This is a genomic window from Streptomyces mutomycini (assembly GCF_001700505.1).
GTDB lineage: Bacteria > Actinomycetota > Actinomycetes > Streptomycetales > Streptomycetaceae > Streptomyces > Streptomyces mutomycini.
Genome location: NZ_MAPV01000041.1, coordinates 10,244 through 29,645 on the forward strand (window position 1 = coordinate 10,244; position 19,402 = coordinate 29,645).

The following is a 19,402-nucleotide window of genomic DNA, read 5'->3' on the forward strand; positions in this document are numbered from 1 at the left end:
TCCCTGAACGCTGCGGCGGGGACCCGGAACGGTGTTCAGGACGACCCCAGTTCTTTGTCGATGAGCCCGAAGATCTCGTCGTCGGAGGCCGTGTCGAAGTCGAACGCGTCCTCCGCGTCGTCGATGCCGCCCGCGGGCCCCCAGGAAGCGGTCAGTGCTTCCAGCCGCGACAGCCGCGACATGAGCTCCGTCCGCAGCTCCTCGTCGGGGTCCGCATGCGCGAACGCCGCTTCCAGCCGGTCCAGTTCGGCGGTCAGCACCAACGGCTGCGCGCCTGCGGCCACTGTGCCGGGCCGTTCCGGGCGGAGCCGCTCGGCCAGGCACCGGGCCAGCGCCAGTGGGGTCGGGTAGTCGAAGACCAGGGTCGCCGGCAGCCGGACACCGGTGGCGCCGACGAGCCGGTTGCGGAGCTCCACCGCCGTGAGGGAGTCGAATCCGACGTCCTTGAACGCCTGGTCGGAGTCGATGGTCCCGGTGGAACCGTGACCGAGCACGGTCGCGGCCTCGGCGCGTACCAGCTCCAGCAGCGCGGACTCCCGCTCCGCCTCGTCCAGGCCCGACAGTTCCTTCGCCGGCACCCGCGCCGCGTCCGAGGCGCCACCGCGAGAGCTCTTACGCGTGACGCGCGTCAGGCCGCGCAGCAGCGGCGGTACGGCGGCCGCTTCCGTGCCGTACGCCCCCAGGTCGAGCTTGGCGGGCATCAGTCTCGCGTGCCCCAGGTGCAGCGCGGTGTCCAGCAGCTCCATGCCCTCTCGTGAACTCAGGGCGTCCATTCCGCCGCGCCGGCCTCGCTCCAGTTCCGCACTGCCGAGGCCGCCGGTCATGGCGGATGCCTGGGCCCACAGCCCCCAGGCGAGGGACGTGGCGGGCAGCCCCTGGGTGTGCCGGTGCTGGGCCAGGGCGTCCAGGAAGGCGTTGGACGCCGCGTAGTTGGCCTGGCCGGGTGTGCCGAGGAGACCGGAGGCGGACGAGAACAGCATGAAGACGGCCAGTCCCGTGTCCCTGGTCAGCTCGTGCAGGTGCCATGCCGCGTCGGCCTTGGGCCGCAGGACGGTGTCCAGACGCTCGGGGGTGAGCGCCGTGAGCACCCCGTCGTCCAGCACACCCGCGGCGTGTACGACACCCGTGAGCGGCCGTTCGGCGGGGATCGCGTCGAGGACGGCCGCGAGCGCCTCCCGGTCGGCGACGTCGCAGGCGGCGAACGTCACGTGGGCGCCCAGTGCGGCTAGTTCGGCGTCGAGGGCCCGGGCCCCGGTGCTGTCTCCGCCGCTGCGGCTGACCAGCACCACGCTGCGTACGCCGTGCTCGGCGACGAGGTGCCGGGCGACCAGTGCGCCCAGGGTTCCGGTGCCGCCGGTGATCAGTACGGTTCCTTCCGGGTCCAGCGGCCGTCCCCCGGCCGGTGTCCCGGAGGGCACACGCGCCAGCCTGGGCACCTGTGCCCGGCCGGCCCGGACGGCGAGCTGCGCCTCCCCCGAGGCGACGGCCTGCGGCAGGGCGCGCCGGGAGTCCTCGTCGTCATCGATGTCGGCGAGGACGATGCGGTCCGGGTGCTCCGACTGGGCGGCACGCACCAGGCCCCACACGGCGGCGGCCGCCGGATCGTTGCCGGGCAGGCACGCGTCGCGGGTGAGCACCACCAGCCGTTCGGATGCGGGCCGCTCCTCGTCCAGCCAGGACCGTACGGCGTGCAGAGCCCGCCCCAGCAGGTTCCTCGCCCGGACAGGGCCCTCTCCGGCCGGCGTGTCCGTGAGGTCGGCGTACTCCAGCCGCTGAGCCGGGTCCGGGCGTTCGGGGATCGTCAGGGCCGGCCAGTCGAGGTGGAACAGCCGGTCGTACGTCGCGGGCCCCGCGTGCATCTGCTCGGCGGACACCGGGCGGAAGACCAGGGACTCGACGGACATCACCGGCAGGCCGTCCGTGTCGGTGGCCTCCAGTGCGAAGGCGCCCGGGCCGGCCGGGGTCACCTTGACGCGCAGGGCGCAGGCGCCCGAGGCGTGCAGCGTGACACCGGTCCACGCGAACGGCAGGAGGAGCCTGCCCTGCCCCATGCCGGCCAGGGCACCGAAGCTCGCGGCGTGCAGCGCCGCGTCGAGCAGCGCGGGGTGGAGGCCGAACTGCCGTGCGTCGTCCTCGTGGTCCTTGGGCAGGGCGGCCTCGGCGAAGATCTCCTCGCCACGGGTCCACACGGCCCGCAGGCCCGTGAAGGCCGGACCGTAGGCGTAGCCCGCCTCCGCCATGGAGGGGTAGAAGCGGTCGGTGTCGACGCGCCCGGCACCTTGCGGCGGCCACTCGCCGGAGGCGGGCGGCGGTGCGGTGACGCCCCTGGCCAGCAGCCCGCCCGCGTGCCTGGTCCAGGGGGCGTCGGGGTCCGCGCCGGCAGGACGGGAGTGGATGCCCACGGGGCGGCGGCCGGTCGCGTCCGGAGCGGACACGGCGACCTGCAGTTGTACGGCGGCGTGGTCGGGCAGTACGAGAGGGGTCTCGATGACGAGTTCGTCGAGTACCGGGAAGCCGGCCTCGTCGCCGGCCCGTACGGCAGCCTCCACCAGCGCGGTGCCCGGCACCAGGACCTGTCCGCCCACGATGTGGTCGGCGAGCCAGCCGTGGGTGGACACGGACAGCCTGCCGGTGGCGAGCACACCGTCGCTGTCCGGCAGCGTGACGGTGCCGCGGAGCAGCGGGTGCCCGGCGTCGGTGAGACCGGCCGCAGCCGCGTCGGGTGTCGCACCGGCCGGGTTCAGCCAGTAGCGCCGGTGCTGGAAGGCGTACGTGGGCAGGTCGACCCTCAGTGAGCCGCTGCCCTCGAAAAGGGTGGCCCAGTCCACCGGCACGCCCCGGACGTGCAGCTGCGCGAGGGCGGAGACGACCGCTTGCGGTTCCGGCCTGTCGCGTCGCAGGGTCGGGACGGCGGCGACGGTCTCCGCGACGTCGCTGAGGCAGTCCTGGACCATCGCGGTGAGGACACCGCCCGGGCCGAGCTCCAGGAAGGTGTCGACACCCTGGCTGTGCAGGGTGCGTACCGCGTCGTGGAACCGCACCGGCCGCCGCACCTGGTCGATCCAGTGGTCCGGGCCGCACAAGGCGTCGGAGCCGGTCGCCTCCGGGGTGCTGGTCGACACGACGGGGATGCGGGGCGCCTCGAAGCGGAGCTTCTCCACCACCGCCCGGAACGGGTCGAGCATCGGGTCCATCAGCGGGGAGTGGAAGGCGTGGCTGACCCGGAGCCTCCTGGTCTCCGTGCCGCGCGCGGCGAACTGCGCCGCCATCTCCTGCACGGCCCGCTCGTCGCCGGAGAGCACCACCGCGGACGGGCCGTTGACTGCCGCGATGCCCACCCGGTCCTCCAGGCCGGCAAGCAGGGGCAGCACCTCGTCCTCGGACGCGGCGACAGCGATCATGGAGCCGCCCGTGGGCAGGGTCTGCATGAGTGCCCCGCGGGCGGCGACCAGCGCGCAGGCGTCGGCGAGCGACAGGACGCCGGCGACGTGCGCGGCGGCGATCTCACCGACGGAGTGTCCGGCGACGGCGTCGGGCCGTACGCCCCAGGACTCCATCAGACGGAACAGGGCCACTTCCACGGTGAACAGGGCCGCCTGCGCCGTCGCGGTCCGTTCCAGCGGTGCGGGGTCGCTGCCCAGGAGCACGCTGTGCAGGGGCCGCTCCAGGCGCGGGTCGAGCTCCGCACACACCGTGTCGAAGGCTTCGGCGAACGCGGGGTAGGCGTCGTACAGTTCGCGCCCCATGCCGAGGCGCTGCGCGCCCTGGCCGGTGAACAGGACGGCGGTCAGGCCGCCCGCGCGTGTGCCCTGCACGAGGGCGGCGGCGCCCTCGCCGTGCGCCAGTGCGCGCAGCCCCGGCAGCGGGTCCTCGCCGTCGCCGGCCACGAGGACCGCGCGGTGTTCCAGATTCGACCGCGAGGTGAGTGAGTAGGCGACGTCGGCGGGTTCGGGGCCCTCGGGCCGCTCCAGGAAGGCCACGAGCCGTGCGGCCTGGGCGGACAGCGCCTCCGGGGTACGTGCGGCGAGCAGCCAGGGCACGGCCGGCGGGGTCCTGCGCACCTCGGGGGCGGACGGACCGCCGACGGGGGGCTGCTCCAGGATCACGTGCCCGTTGGTGCCGCTGATCCCGAAGGACGACACCCCGGCCCGCCGGGGCCGGTCCAGGTCGGGCCAGTCCCGGGCCTCGGTGAGGAGTTCCACCGCGCCCGACGCCCAGTCGATGTGCGGAGAGGGTTCGTCGACGTGCAGGGTCCGGGGCAGCACGCCGTGACGCATCGCCATCACCATCTTGATCACGCCGGCCACACCGGCAGCGGCCTGTGTGTGACCGATGTTGGACTTCAGGGAGCCCAGCCACAGCGGCCGGCCCTCGGGCCGGTCCTGGCCGTAGGCCGCCAGCACCGCGTGTGCCTCGATCGGGTCACCCAGTGTCGTTCCGGTGCCGTGGGCCTCCACGACGTCCACATCCGGCGCGGTGAGACCGGCATCGGCCAGGGCCTGGCGGATGACGCGCTGCTGGGACGTCCCGTTGGGCGCGGTCAGTCCGTTGCTCGCACCGTCCTGGTTGATCGCTGTGCCGCGCACCACGGCCAGGACGGGGTGCCCCTTGCGGCGTGCGTCGGACAGCCTCTCGACCAGCAGGAGCCCGGCGCCCTCGGACCAGCCGGTGCCGTCCGCGGAGGCTGCGAAGGCACGGCATCTGCCGTCCGCCGAGAGTCCGCGCTGGCGGGAGAACTCGACGAAGCCGTCGGGGGTGGCCATGACGGTCACTCCGCCCGCCATAGCCAGGTCGCACTCACCCGAGCGGAGCGCCTGGGCGGCCATGTGGAGGGCGACCAGGGAGGAGGAGCAGGCGGTGTCCACCGTGACGGCGGGGCCTTCGAGGCCGAGGGTGTAGGCGACCCGGCCGGACAGCACACTGGCTGCGTTGCCGGTGACGAAGTACCCCTCGGCTCCACGCCTGGCCGGGCTCTGCCCCGTGCCGTAGTCCTGGTGCATGGCGCCGACGAAGACCCCTGTCCGGCTGCCGTGCAGGGTTGCGGGGTCGATGCCCGCCCGCTCCACGACCTCCCAGGCCGTCTCCAGCAGGACGCGCTGCTGCGGGTCCATGGCCAGCGCCTCGCGCGGCGAGATCCCGAAGAAGGCGGCGTCGAAGTCCCCGGCGTCGTACAGGAAACTGCCGTGCCGCACATAGGACTTGCCGGTCTGTTCGGGATCCGGGTCGAAGAGGTTCTCGACGTCCCAGCCACGGTCGCCGGGGAAGTCGGACACCGCGTCGCCGCCGTCCTCGACGAGCTTCCACAGGTCCTCCGGCGAGGCGATGCCACCAGGCAGCCGGGCGCTCATGGCGACGATCACGATCGGGTCGTCGTCGCGTGCCGCACCGGGGACGGTTTGCACTGTTACGGCCTGTTCCCCGAGCAGCAGGCCGCGGAGATGGGTGGCCAGCGCGGTGGGGCTGGGGTGGTCGAAGACGATCGTCGACGGCAGTGCGAGGCCAGCCTCGGCGGCCAGGCGGTTGCGGAGGTCGAGCGCGGTCATGGAGTCGAAGCCCTGGTCCCGGAAGGCGCGGGTAGCGTCCACGGCGGCAGCCCCGGAGTGGCCGAGCACGGCGGCGGACTGGGCCCGTACGAGGTCGAGCACCAGCCGGTCGCCACCGGGGCCGGTGAGACCTGCGAGGCGTCCGGCCGGACCCGGTGTGCCGTGCTCCTCCTTCTCGTCCGTCCGCGTGTCCCGCATCCCCGGCAGATCGGCGATCAGCGGGCTGGGACGGGACATGGTGAACGCGGCGCCGAACCGCTGCCAGTCCATGTGCGTCACGGACACACAGGTGTCGTCGTTCTCGACGGCGCGCATCAGCGCCGATACGGCCGTACCGGGTTCCATCTCGCGGACACCCGCCCGCCGGAGCCGTTCGGAGGCACCGTCGCGCGCTCCGAGCCCGATGCCGCCGCCCCAGGCGCCCCAGGCGACCGAAGTGGCGGTGCGGCCCCCGGCGCGGCGCCGCTCCGCGAGGGCGTCCAGGAAGGCGTTGGCAGCGGCGTAGGCGCTCTGTCCGCCGCCGCCCCAGACACCGGAGTTGGACGACATCAGGACGAACGCGTCGAGGCCGGCGTCCCCGAGGAGTTCGTCGAGGTGCGCGGCGCCCGCCGCCTTGCCCGCGAGGATGGCGGCGAACTCCTCGGGTGTGGTGTCCGCGAGCAGGCTGTTCTGTCCGACGCCCGCGGCGTGCACCACCGCGGTGAGCCGGCCCGGCAGCGACGTGATGAGGCTGCGCACCGCGTCCCGGTCGGCGACATCGCAGGCGCTGAGGGTCACCTGCGCCCCCGAGGCACGTAGCTCTTCGGCCAGTTGCTGCGCTCCAGGGGCCTGCGGGCCGCGCCGGCCGGTCAGGACCAGATGAGCGGCGCCGTCGGACGCGAGCCGTCGGGCGATCTCCGCGCCGACACCCCCGGTTCCGCCGGTCACCAGGACGGTGCCGCGGGGGTTCCACCGGCGGGCGGCGGGAGCGCCGCCCGTGGGTGCGGGCGTGAGGCGGCGGGCAAAGACCCCGGTCGGACGGACGGCCAGCTGGTCCTCGCCGTCCGTGCCGCTCAGGGCGCCGGCCAGCCGGCGCAGTGCCCGTTCGTCGAGGGTGTGGGGCAGGTCCACCAACCCGCCCCAGCGGTGCGGCTGTTCCAGTGCGACGACTCTGCCGAGTCCCCACACCATCGCCTGCGCCGGGCTGGTCTCCGGGCTGTCGGGGCCCGTCGCGACCGCGCCGCACGTGAGCGCCCAGAGCGGGGCGTCGACACCGCTCGCCTCGAGGGCCGCCACGAGCGCGACCGTGGCGGCCAGGCCTGCGGTGTGCGCGGGGGCTCCGGCCACAGGCCGCTCGTCGAAGGCCAGCAGGGACAGCACACCGCTGATCCCGCCGGGCTGCGCGGCTTCCTCCCGGATACGTGCGGCGAGCTCGCCCGCGTCGGCGTCCGCGGCGTTCACGTCCATCCGTACGCACACGGAGCCACGGGCGCGCAGCCCGTCGAGGACACCGGCGGCGCGGTCGTCGCGGACGGTCGGCGCCGTGCGATCGCCGGGCCCGTCCGAGGACGTCCCGCCGTGGGGACCGTCCGGCGCGGTGGGCGTCATCACCAGCCATCTGCCGGGCAGTTCATCGCGGTCGGCGCCGTCCAGGCGCTTCCACGTCACCCGGTAGCGCCAGGCTTCTCCGGCGGACCTCTCCCGGTGCCGCCGACGCCATTCGGCCAGCACCGGCAGTGCGCCGGCCACCGCGCCGAGCCCGTCGGCGTCGCCCTGGCCACCCGCTGCCAGGGAAGCGGCCAGACCCTCGAGGTCTTCGCTGTCGACGGCCTTCCAGAACGACGCCTCCATGGGATCCGCCGGTGTTCCGGAGGCGTGTGCGCTCCGGTCCGACGAACCCTCCAGCCAGAAGCGGCGGCGCTGGAACGCGTACGTGGGCAGGTCCGCGCCCGGACGCGGCGACGCGGTCGGCCAGTCGACGGCCAGGCCGCGCACCCAGGCGCCGGCGAGCGAGGTGAGCAGTCGCCGGGTACCGCCGTCGTCCCGGCGCAGCGTGCCGACGACGGTGACGGCGCCGCCGACCTCGTCCTCCGCGGTGGCCTGCACCGCCGGAACCAGGACGGGGTGGGAGCTGACCTCGACGAAGAAGCCGAAGCCCTGGGCCAGGAGGGCTCGGATCGCCTCCTCCATCCGTACGGTCCCGCGGAGGTTGCGGTACCAGTAGTCCGCGTCCAGCTCGCGCGTGTCCATCCAGCGGTTGTGGACGGTGGAGTAGAACGGGATGTCCGAGCGGCGGGGGCCGATCGGTGCCAGTGCGCTCGCGAGGTCGGCCTCGATGCGCTCGACCTGGGCGGAGTGGGAGGCGTAGTCCACGGGGATCCGGCGCACCCGGACGTCCTCGGACTGCAGACCGTCGGACATGGCGTCCAGCGCCTCGGGCGTTCCCGCGACGACGACGGACGACGGCCCGTTGACCGCTGCGAGGGACAGTTCCTCCCCGTACGGGGCGCCGTCCAGCCACCTGCCCGCCTCCTCGGCGGACAGGGCGACCGACATCATGCCGCCCCGCCCGGCGAGGTGCTGGGCGATGGCGCGACTGCGCAGCGCCACGACCCGGGCCGCGTCCGGCAGGGAGAGCGCTCCGGCGATGCAGGCCGCCGCGATCTCACCCTGCGAGTGACCGACCACCCCGTCGGGCTCGACTCCGTGGGACCGCCACACCTGTGCGAGCGAGACCATGACGGCGAACGACACGGGCTGCACGACGTCGACCCGGTCGAGAGTGGGCGCTCCGGGAACCTGCCGGACCACGTCGGACAACGACCAGTCGACGTGCGGTGCGAGCGCCTCCGCGCACAGCGCCATGTGCTGGGCGAACACCGGTGACACGTCCAGGAGTTCGGCACCCATGCCGGCCCACTGGGAGCCCTGGCCGGGCAGGACGAACACCACCTTGCCCTCGGTGTCGGCGCTGCCCCGGACCACTGACTTGTCGGGGCGCCCCGCGGCCACCGCGTCCAGGGCGGACCGCGCCTCGTCGAGGTCGTCGGCCACCACGACGGCCCGCTGTTCCAGCGCGGCCCGGGTGGTCGCCAGCGCGTGGGCGACCTCGCCGAGACCGAGCTCCGGACGAGTCGCGAGATGTTCGCCGAGGCGTGCGGCCTGGGCGGCGAGGGCCTGTTCCCCGCGCCCGGAGACCAGGAGCGGCAGGGGGCCGTGTCCGCCGCCCCCGTCCTTCTCCCGCTCGCTCCCCCGGGCGGCCTCGGGGACGTGCTCCAGGATGACGTGGGCGTTGGTACCGCTCACCCCGAACGAGGACACGGCCGACCGGCGCGGGCGTCCCGCGTCGGGCCAGTCGCGGGCCTCGGTCAGCAGCTCCACCGCGCCCGAGGCCCAGTCCACGTGAGGGGTGGGCGCGTCGACGTGCAGGGTCACCGGCAGCACGCCGTGCCGCATCGCCATCACCATCTTGATCACGCCCGCCACCCCTGCGGCGGCCTGGGCGTGCCCGATGTTCGACTTCAGCGAGCCCAGCCACAGGGGCCGGTCCGCGGGCCGGTCCTGCCCGTAGGTCGCCAGCAGGGCCTGCGCCTCGATCGGGTCACCCAGGGTGGTGCCCGTCCCGTGTGCCTCGACGGCGTCCACCTCGTGGCCCTCCAGGCGGGCGTTGGCCAGCGCCTGGCGGATGACGCGGCGCTGCGCGGGTCCGCTGGGAGCGGTCAGCCCGTTGCTCGCGCCGTCCTGGTTGACAGCCGATCCGCGCAGCAGCGCGAGCACGCGGTGCCCGTTGCGCTGTGCGTCCGAGAGACGTTCGAGGAGCAGTACGCCGACGCCCTCGGACCAGGAGGTGCCGTCCGCGGCCGCCGCGAATGCCTTGCACCTGCTGTCAGGTGCCAGCGCGCGCTGACGGGAGAACTCGATGAAGGAGCCGGGCTCGGCCATGACCGCCGCGCCTCCGGCCAGCGCCATCGAGCATTCGCCGGACCGCAGTGCCTGCGCCGCCAGGTGCATCGCCACCAGCGAGGAGGAGCACGCGGTGTCCACCGTGATCGCCGGGCCTTCGAGACCCAGGGTGTACGCGACCCGGCCGGAGGCGACGCTGCCCGCGGTGCCCGTGCCGATGTAGCCTTCGGCGCCCGCGGGGGCGTCGGTGCCGTAGTCGTGGTGCATGAGCCCGGAGAACACGCCGACGTTCTGTCCGCGCAGCGAGGTCGGATCGATTCCCGCCCGCTCGAAGACCTCCCACGACGTTTCGAGGAGGAGGCGTTGCTGCGGGTCCATCGACAGTGCCTCACGCGGGGAGATCCCGAAGAAGTCCGCGTCGAAGTCGCCCGCGTCGGCGAGGAATCCGCCCTCGCGGACGTATGTGGTGCCCTGCCTGTCCGGGTCGGGGTCGTAGAGCCCCGCGACGTCCCAGCCGCGGTCCTCGGGGAACGCCGTGACACCGTCCAGGCCGAGCGCGACGAGCTGCCAGAGCTCCTCGGGGGAGCTGATTCCGCCGGGCAGCCGGCAGCCCATGGCGACGATGGCGACGGGTTCGTCGGACGCCGCGGCGGAGGGCGTCGACGGGGTGACGGCCGGGGCGTCGTCGAGCAGCAGGGCACGCAGGTGGCGCGCGAGGGCCACCGGTGTCGGGTGGTCGAAGGCGACGGTCGCCGACAGGCGCAGGCCGGTCGCCCCGGTCAGGGTGCCCCGCAGCGCGACGGCCGCGAGGGAGGTGAAGCCGAGTTCCTTGAACGCCTTGTCCGCACCGACGGTGGCGCCCTCCGGCAGGTCCAGCACACGGGCCGCGTGGGTGCGTACGAGCTCGAGGAGCACCCGCCCCCGCTCGTTGTCCGGCACGGAGAGGAGCTGTTCGCGAAGCGCCGCGCTGCCGGCCTCGTCCGGGGCGGCAGCGCGGGAGGTCACCTCGATGACACCGCGCAGCGGCGCGGGGACCTCGTCGGTGTGCAGCGTCGCGGAGTCCAGCCGCATCGGCACCAGGACGGCGTGGTCCACGGTACGGGCGGCGTCGAACATGGCGCGGCAGTCGTGCGGGCTCAGACGGCCGACGCCCGCGGGCGTCGCCGTCCCCGTGTCGCCGTCGTACGCCTCCGAGGGCCCCCAGGCCAGGCACAGCGCGGTGTGTCCGGCGGCACGGCGGTTCTGTGCCAGTCCGTCGAGGAAGGCAGCGACAGCACCCTGTCCGGGCGAGTCGGCCACACCGAGCAGACCGGCCGCCGAGGAGTGGAGGACGAAGGCGTCGAGGTCTGCGTCGAGGGTCAGTTCGTGCAGGTTCAGGACCTGGAGGGCCGCCGTGCGCAGGGGGTCGCGCCCGGCCCCGGCGGCCGCCCCGGGGGTGTGCACCACAGCGGTGAGGGGGCGTCTGATCCGGGTCAGTACGTCGGCGAGCGCCGCGCGCTCCGTGAGGTCACAGGCCGCCAGCACGACCCGGGCGCCGGCCCGGGTCAGCTCGTCCTCGAGCTCGACGGCGGCGCGGTCGCGCGGGCCCTGTTCGCTGACCAGCAGCACGTGGCGGACGCCGTGCCCGATCACCAGGTGCCGTGCGGCCGCCGCTGCGGCGGGCCCGTCGGCGCCGGTGATCAGGACCGTGCGCCGGGGGTCCGGCGCAGGTTCCCGTTCGCCCGGTGCCGGGGCGGCGGCGCGGGTGAGCCTGGGCAGCAGCGCGATGCCGGAACGGACCGCGAACTGCGGTTCGTCGCCGGGCAGCAGAGTGGGCAGCACCGCACCGGACCGCGCGTCGAAGACGTCCAGGTCGGCGAGGACGATGCGCCCGGGGTGCTGCCTGCGGATGTCACGCAGACGGCCCCACAGCGCTGCCTGCCACAGGTCGGGGATGACCTCGTCGGACGCGGTGGCGACCGCCCGCCCGGTCGCGAGCAGGAGCTGACCACCGCTGAACCGGTCGTCGGCCAGCCAGGCGGCGACGTTGCCGGTCAGCTCACGTACGACCCCGTCGTCGTCGGCGGATCCCGCGACGGGGGCGAACACCGTGACGTCCGGGGCCTCTTCCCCGGTGACGGCGTCCAGCAGCGCCGCCGGGTCGGAGTGGTGCGACACCTGCATGCCCCGGTCGAGCAGTCCCGCCGCCAGATCCTCCGTGCGCGGGCCGACCAGTGCCCACCGGCCGGGGACCACGGGTGGCGGCGGTACCGAGGGCAGCGGGATCCAGTCCAGCCGGAACAGCGACTCGTAGTGGCTGGCGCCGGCCGCTCGCAGTCGCGCGGGCTGTTCCAGCAGGACGTGCCGGGTGATCTTGCCGGACGCCGTACGGGGCACCCGGGCGACCTCGTAGAGCTCCTCCGGCACCTTGTAGTACGAGAGTTCCTTGCGGCAGGCCGCGAACAGGGCCTGCGGGTCCAGCCCTTCGGGCCCGGGGACGAGGCAGGCGACCGGCACCTCACCGAGCGTCTCGTGCGGCCGGCCGACCACGGCCACGTCCGCCACGCCCGGGACTCTCCGCAGGACCTCCTCGATCTCGCCGGGGTGGATGTTCTCCCCGCCGCGGATGATGAGTTCCTTGATGCGGCCGGTCACGGTGAAGTAGCCGGCAGCGTCACGCCGGGCCAGGTCGCCGGTGCGGTACCAGCCGTGCCGGATCGCTTCGGCGGTCGCCTCGGGCTGGTTGTGGTAGCCGGCCATCACACTGGGCCCGCTCACCCAGACCTCGCCCTCGCGCTCCGCGGGGACGTCCTCGCCGGTCTCCGGGTCCACGAGCCGTACTCCGAGACCGGGCACCGGAAGCCCGCAGGAACCCTCGACCCGGGCGCCGGTCGGCCAGTTGATCGTGATGGAACCGCAGGTCTCGGTGGACCCGTACGCGTCGAGGAGCGGCGCGCCGAAGGCCTCCTCGAAGGAGCGGCGCAGCGAAGCCGTGGTGATGGCGCCGCCGACGAGGCACATCCGCAGATGGGGCGCCTCGAAGCCCTGCCGTCGCGCCGCCCGCACCAGGTAGTGGTACATGGTGGGCACACCGGCCAGGAAGGTCGCCGAGTCCTCGCGCAGTGCGTCCAGGACCTCCTCGGCCTCGAACCCGTCCACGATCCGTGCCGTCGCGCCGACCGCGGTGACGCCCAGCACGCACGCGATGTGGGACAGGCTGTGGAACAGCGGCAGGGGCCACACCACCCTGTCCTCGGAGTTCAGTCCCGGTACGGGTGCGTAGCAGGCCGCCACCGACCAGAGGCAGTTGCGCTGTGTGGACAGGACACCTTTGGGCCGGCCCGTGGTCCCCGATGTGTAGAGCATCCACGCGAGGTCGTCCAGACCCAGGTCGTCCCGCGGCCCGACAGCCGGCTCCGTACCCGCGAGCGTCTCGAAGCGCAGCGCCCCCGCGGGCGCGTCGCCCGTGACGACGACCCGTACGTCGCTCCGGTCCGTCAGGACCCGCCCGAGCTGTTCGGCGTGGGCCGCGTCGGTGATGACGACGCGCGCGTTGCTGTCCTCGAGCAGATACGCGAGCTCGGCATCGGTGGCACGGGGGTTGAACGGTGATCCGATGGCACTGGCCCTGACGATCGCCAGATAACTCTCGATGACTTCGACGCAGTTGCCGAGGTAGATCGCCACACAGTCGCCCCGCTGGAGCCGCATCCGGGCGAGGTGACCGGCGATCCTCCCCGAGCGCCGCTCAAGCTCGGCGTAGGTCACACTCCGGCGTGCGTCCCGGAAGGCCACCTTGTCCCCGAACCGGTCGGCGTGCGCCTTCAGGAGTTCGGGCAGCGGCCGTATCAGTTCGGTACGCAGCATCTCACCACTCCGTCGGTCGGCGAGGCACCTCGCACGGGCCGGTATCCGTTGCCACCCACGGCAGTGGGCGAGTCACTGCCCAGTGTCGGCCGCTCCCCACCCCGCGCCCTACCCCTAGCGGCCCCCTAGGGCATCCCTAACTCCGCAGGGCTCCGGGTCCCCCCGGAACCGAGCCGGCCGGCCGGTCACCACACGTGTCCGGCCGGCCGGGCGGAGGTTCAGCCGGCTCCTCCCGCCGGCCACAACGCCAGCAGGTCCCCCGGCTTGTGGAGCACCGCATCAGGGGACGCGGCAAGCAACGCGGCCTCGTCCGTCTCGCCCCAGAGCGCCGCCAGCGCCGCCACGCCCGCACCGTGCGCGCTCTCTATGTCGGTGACAGCGTCCCCGACCATCACCGCGCTGCCGGGCTCGGCTCCGAGCAGTTCCAGCGCCCTCAGCACGATGTCCGGAGCGGGCTTCGGGTGAGCGATCTCGTCCGACCCGATGACATGGTCGAAGAGGTCCAGCACCCCGAGCTGCGACAGCAGCGAGCGCGCCCGGGGCCCGCTCTTCCCCGTGGCCACGGCGAGCCGGAACCCCCGCTCGCGCAGCGTGTGCAGCATCTCCGGCACCCCGTCGAACATGGGCACCAGGTGAGCCATCCGATAGCTCTCCCTGACGAAGGGCTCCTGCATCGCGAGCGGCAGGTCCATGATCCGCATGATGTCGGGGAAGTACCGGCCCAGATGCCGGTTGTACTCCGCGAACGGCGCCGGCCCTTCGCCCACGACCTCCGCGTAGGCGATGGAGAACGCCTCGCGCATCACCTCGGTGCTGTCCACCAGCACACCGTCGAGGTCGAACACGACCACACTCCGGGGGTGCTCCAGCGTCCCGACGGCGGGTGTGTCCTCCGTGAGCCCCGTCATTCGCCTGTCCATCCGGTACTCCCTGGTCGCGTCGTGGTTCGGAACGGTGTGCCGGGCACTGGCGTAGAGACGCTCGATGACCCCGATGGTCCGGCGTGCGTCCGCCACCGCCCGCCCCGCCATGGCCGGGTCACGCAGCGACCCGGCCAGTTCGTCGAGCTGCCGGTCGTACTCCGCACCGATCCGCTCGGCCTCGAGCGGCACCTGCGTCGTCTCACCGTCGGCGGTGAACGTCAGGCCGGACCCGCCTTCACGGTTGGGGCTGAACCCGAAGGTGCAGCGCAGCGAGGCCACGCCCGCACTTCCCTCGACCGTGATCAGCGTGACGTCGCGCGCTTCGTGCGACGCCCAGCTCGCGCGAAGCGCGACGGAGACGCCGTCCTCGGTGCGCAGGAAACCCCGGACGGTGTCCTCGACGTCCCCGCCGGCCGCACCCGTGCCCGCAGTCGGTACACGATCGCGCCAGCCGGCCCGCGCTCCGGCCGTGTTGACGAAGTCGTCGGACACCGTGCCGACCACCTGTGTCACGGCTGCCGGTCCCAGGATCGGCGCGACGCAGTCGAGCAGGTGCCACCCGAGGTCCACCAGCGCTCCGCCGCCCGCGAGCCGCGCCTGTGTGAACCAGCCGCCCGAATCCGGAACGCCACGGGCCCGCACCCAGGACACGTCGATGTGCCGGATGCGTCCCACCGCCGACGCCCGCTCGTACAACGCCAGGACGTCGGCCCGGTACCGGGCCGCGCTGCCGGCGAGCAGCACCGCGCCTCCGGCGCGTTCCGCTTCCGCGAGCCGGTCGGCCTCGGCGGAGGTCAGGCACACCGGCTTCTCGAGGAACACGGGAATGCCCCGGGCCAGCAGCTTCTCGGCGATGTCGGCGTGCAGGTGGTTCGGCACGGCGACGACCGCGAGGTCGACCGTCCCGGACTCGATCTCCGCTACGTCACCCAGCAGCGGCACCCCCGCGTCCACGGGGCCGGCCACCGGGTCCACCACAGCCGTGACCTCGAAGGCCGGGTGCTCGACCAGCCTGGGAAGCCAGATCTCCCGGCCCGCCCAGCCCATCCCGACCACCACGACACGGATGGGCGCGTTCACGCCCCGGCCATGCTCTCGGCGATGACGGCCGCGATGTCGTGCATCTGCTGCTCGGTGCCCAGCAACGTCCGGTGGTGCAGCCAGACGGAGTCCCGGGTGAGTGCCTCGGAGTTGGGGCAGCGGCGGGCGATGTCCTCCACGGACTCCTCCGGAGCCGCGGACTCCCAGAAGCCGTCGCTGCGGTAGATGGCGCGGAAGCCGACGAACGCCGGGAGCCCACGCTCGATCAGGGTGTCCACAAGGGCGTTGCGGCGCTCCTCACCGAGATCGGGCACCCGGAACATGGCCATGTAGTGCGGATTGCGGTCGTTGCGCTCGTCCCTGGCCTGGGGCACGACACCGGGGATCTCGGCGAGCAGGCTCGCCAGCAGCGGCCAGCGCTCCTCACGTGTGTCGATCTGCCCGCCCAGACGGCCCAGTTGGGCACGCAGGACCGACGCGCTGAACTCGTTCATCCGGAAGTTGGAGCCCGAGGTGTTGTGGAAGTACTTACGGTCCGTCGGGGGCCGGCCGCAGCTGTGCCGCAGGAACGCACTGTCGTACAGCTCACGGGTCGGGAAGGTCACCGCGCCCCCCTCGCCCGCGGTCATGAGCTTGCCGTTCTGGAAGCTGAAGGCGGCCACGGAACCGAGCTCGCCGACCTTCTTCCCCTGCCACCGCGCACCATGGGCATGTGCGGCGTCCTGCAGGATCGCCACACCCGCGTCGGCGGCCAGCTTCTCCAGCGCGTCCATGTCCGCTATCTGACCGGCCATGTGAACGGGCATCACGGCCTTGGTCCTGGGTCCCATCGCCGCGGCGACGGCAGCCGGATCGATGCAGTACGTCTCCGGATCGACGTCCACCGGGACGGCCACCGCACCCAGCCGCTGCGCTGCCTGCGAGGAGGAGATGAAGGTGAAGGCGGGAACGATGACTTCCGATCCGGGGCCGACCCCGAGCACCTGAAGGGCGAGCTCCAGCGCATGCGTCCCATTGGTCACCGCGAGCGCGTACGGGGCGCCGTGGTATTCGGCGAACTCCTCCTCGAAGGTGTCGACCTCGCTGCCCCCGATGCGCCACCACTGCCCCTGGTCGAGGGCACGGTTCAGAGCGTTTCGCTCCTCCTCCCCGTACTGCGGCCAGGCGGGGAATTCAAATGACTGCGGCGAAGAACCCATTGACTACACACTCTCCGAGTGAATTGAATCGACCTGGGCCATGACGCTAACGCAGCAATGTATTCAGGCATCCCCCTCCTCTTTCCCCTACTACCCCCCTATCCGCGTGCAGGACGACAAATCAGCCGCACTGATATCGACTCCGCCCGAGACGCGCTTGTCGATCTTGATGCTTCAAGACGCCGACGCGCCCGGGAGGGAGGCGGGCCGGGATGTCATGTCAGCGAGGTTTCCTCAACGGAATGGCCCCGTGAGGTGACTCGGCCCAGGGGGTTCCGCGAGCCACACGATTCCTGCGACGCCCGACGGGCCATACTGCTCGAAACCGTTACCGAGGAGGACTTCTCATGCGCAGCGTGACCTATTCGATGGGCGTCTCACTTGACGGCTACATCGTCGGACCGGACGGCGACTTCGACTGGACGGCGCCCGACGACGAGGTCTTTCGCTTCTGGATCGACGATATTCGGGAGATCGGCGTCCACCTGCTGGGACGACGGCTGTACGAGACGATGCTGTACTGGGAGACCGCCGACCAGGATCCGTCGCTCGACGACTCGACGCGCGAGTGGACCTCACTCTGGAAGCCGCTCCCGAAGGTGGTGTTCTCCAAGACCTTGTCAGCGGTACAGGGCAATGCCCGCCTGGTTTCCGGCGGCCTGGCGGAGGAGATCGAGCGGTTGCGAGCCGAGCCGGGGGAGGGCGACATCGCGATCGGCGGCGCGGCTCTCGCCGCGGAGGCAGCCGCACTGGATCTGATCGACGAGTACCGGGCCATGGTCCACCCGGTGCTGGTCGGCGGTGGCATTCCGTTCTTTCCCCGGCGCGAACGCCGGGTGGATCTCGAACTCGTCGAAACCCGCACCTTCAGCTCGAAGTTCGTCTATCTCCGCTACCGCGTGGCACGTAACTGAGGCTGAACTCGTGATGCCGTGAGGGGTGACGGCTGGCCGGCTGCTGCGGTATCACCGGAATCGTGCGGTATCCACAAGGGGCGGGCTTACCGCCGAACGGCAACAGCTCCGCGAGGAGTTACGGCTCAAGGCGGCCGAGCGGTTCGCCCCGGGCGAGGGCAGCACATCGATCGCAAGAGATCTGCGGGTCAGTGTTCGCTCGTCCAACGATGGCGTCACGCGTGGAACCAGGGGCGGCCCACGATCCTTGCGGTCGCAGGGGCCTGTATCGCTGCCGAGGGTGAGCGAGAAGCAGTTCACGCAACGGGAGGCGGGAGCTCGCCAAGGGGCCGGCCGCACACGGGTGGGAGGACCAGCGCTGCCGCGTCATGGCCGGCCTGCGCAACTTCGCCATCGGTGTTCACCGCCAGGGCGGCCAGACCAACATCACCGCCCTCCCGCTCATTGCGCCGGCTGTTGAAGAAGCCGTCGATGTACCCGGAGCGCGCGAGGTTCGCCTCGGCTCTGGTGGTGCAGTTCCCCTGCCGATGTGGGCGACCTGGCCTTGCCGCCCCATACCGGCCTCCGCGCGAGGGCGATCAAAGCGTGATTTCATGCTGCGGTGGGACAACAGACCGACCCTCCTTCGGAAGAGGCACCCGGCTGCAGGGTCCGGCGGCGTGAAGGCTCCGACCTCGACGCCTGCGTGCAGGTGCTGGCCGACGTGCACGAGTGCGACGGCTACCCGGAGGAGTGGCCCGAACGCCCCGGTGAGTGGCTGGCCCGGCCCTCTCTGTTCGCCGCCTGGGTGGCCGAACTGGACGGGAAGATCGTCGGCCATGTCGGCCTGACGGGGGGCGGGGCGGAGGACCGGGCGCCGGGCCTGTGGAGCCGCCGTACGGGTGTGCCCGTCGAGAAGACCGCCGTGATAAGCCGTCTGTTCGTCTCCCCCACCGCACGTGGCCACGGTGCCGGCGCCCTGCTGATGGAGCGGGCGGCGTGGGAGGCCCGGCGGCGCGGGCTGCATCCGGTGCTGGACGTCCTGACCTCCGACGCGTCGGCCGTCGCTCTGTACGAACGCCTGGGGTGGACCTGGCTGGCCACCGTCGACCAGCGATGGGGCCCGGACCGGACCGTGACGGTGCACTGCTACGCAGCGCCCGTCACGCACGGACCGTCGCGGGGCCAGTCCGGGCCGTGAGCGTGCCTCCCCCCGTGCGGGTCACTCGAAGGTGAAGGTGAAGACCGAGCGGACCTGTTCGGCTGTCCTGTGCAGCTCGGCGACACTGCCGGCGGCGATCAATGCCTCGGCGAAGAAGTTCTCCCGGTCCATCGTCACCACGCGGAAATTCTCGAACAGGTAGCCGTCCACCACCCCGGGAATCCGCATGAGCTCCTCGACGGAGGTGGCGCTCGCCAGGGTTCCGACGCGGTCGGCCTCGAAGGGGAGCATGGCCAGCAGCTCGGTGCCGCCGGTCGTCGCCTCGGCCAGGACGCCGTCCAGGCGCTCGCCGAGCGCCATGCGTACCGACATGTCGATGGAGTCGACACCGCAGGCCCGCCGGGTGGCGTCCCGGTACATGCGGCCGCCGGGGCGCGGGTTGATCTCGACCAGTTCGCAGGTGCCGTCCGCACGCGCCCGCCCTTCGACGTGCAGCCAGCCGTCCCCCAGGCCGAGAGAAGCGCACAGCGCCCCGACCCGCTCCGACAGCTCACCCACGGCAGAACGCACATGCACGGAGACCGGAGGCGAGATGAGAAGTCCCGCGTCGTGGTGCCGCCCGTTGTCGTGCCCCGTCTTCTCGACCTCGAAGAGCGGATGGAACCGGCCGTCCAGCACCGGCCCGTCGACGGAGAACTCGATGCCGTCGATGTACTCCTCCACGACGACGTCCGCCTCCGGACCCGCGGCGGCGGCCAGCTCCTTGAGGCAGGAGACGAGCTCGGCAGCGTCCTCGGCGCGGCGGACGAGCCGTGAACCGCCGGAGTCCTGGTCGGGCTTGACGATGACGGGGTACGAGGTCACCGCGTCCGTGTCGAGGGAAACGGCGGTTCCGGTCGCGTAGGCCAGCGAG

Annotated in this window: 6 protein-coding genes and 1 pseudogene; 3 read left to right on the forward strand and 4 right to left on the reverse strand. The window is 72.6% G+C overall.

Annotation, left to right across the window (positions count from 1 at the left end; all coding sequences use genetic code 11):
• Positions 1-35: 35 nt before the first annotated feature.
• From BFF76_RS33580 to BFF76_RS06565, 3 genes are all read right to left on the reverse strand, one after another.
• Positions 36-13,271 carry a type I polyketide synthase gene (locus tag BFF76_RS33580; protein ID WP_065847588.1) on the reverse strand — a complete coding sequence of 4,412 codons (13,236 nt, stop codon included), beginning with the start codon at positions 13,269-13,271 and terminating at the stop codon, positions 36-38.
• Positions 13,272-13,489: 218 nt separating this feature from the next.
• Positions 13,490-15,274 carry an HAD-IA family hydrolase gene (locus BFF76_RS34545; protein WP_063836779.1) on the reverse strand — a complete coding sequence of 595 codons (1,785 nt, stop codon included), beginning with the start codon at positions 15,272-15,274 and terminating at the stop codon, positions 13,490-13,492.
• On the reverse strand, positions 15,271-16,434 hold the full coding sequence (locus tag BFF76_RS06565) for a DegT/DnrJ/EryC1/StrS family aminotransferase (RefSeq protein WP_031095332.1): 1,164 nt from the start codon (positions 16,432-16,434) through the stop codon (positions 15,271-15,273). Before BFF76_RS06565 ends, BFF76_RS34545 begins: the two co-directional genes overlap by 4 nt.
• Before the next feature lie 347 nt (positions 16,435-16,781).
• On the opposite strand from BFF76_RS06565, the gene BFF76_RS06570 reads away from it, so the two are divergent.
• The 3 genes and pseudogenes from BFF76_RS06570 to BFF76_RS06575 all read left to right on the forward strand — a co-directional run bounded on the left by BFF76_RS06570 (position 16,782) and on the right by BFF76_RS06575 (position 18,528).
• The gene (locus BFF76_RS06570; RefSeq protein WP_031095333.1) at positions 16,782-17,348 is read left to right on the forward strand and encodes a dihydrofolate reductase family protein; all 567 of its coding nucleotides are present in this window, start codon (positions 16,782-16,784) and stop codon (positions 17,346-17,348) included.
• Between the two features lie 62 nt (positions 17,349-17,410).
• Positions 17,411-17,707 (forward strand): annotated as a pseudogene (locus BFF76_RS34650) (helix-turn-helix domain-containing protein); the annotation flags it as partial.
• Positions 17,708-17,949: 242 nt separating this feature from the next.
• Positions 17,950-18,528 (forward strand): GNAT family N-acetyltransferase, encoded by a 579-nt coding sequence (locus tag BFF76_RS06575; RefSeq protein WP_065847589.1) that lies wholly within the window; start codon positions 17,950-17,952, stop codon positions 18,526-18,528.
• Between the two features lie 21 nt (positions 18,529-18,549).
• Here the strand turns inward: BFF76_RS06575 and BFF76_RS06580 are convergent.
• Positions 18,550-19,402 (reverse strand): ATP-grasp domain-containing protein (locus BFF76_RS06580; RefSeq protein WP_065847592.1); only part of this gene is annotated, 853 nt, incomplete at its 5' end.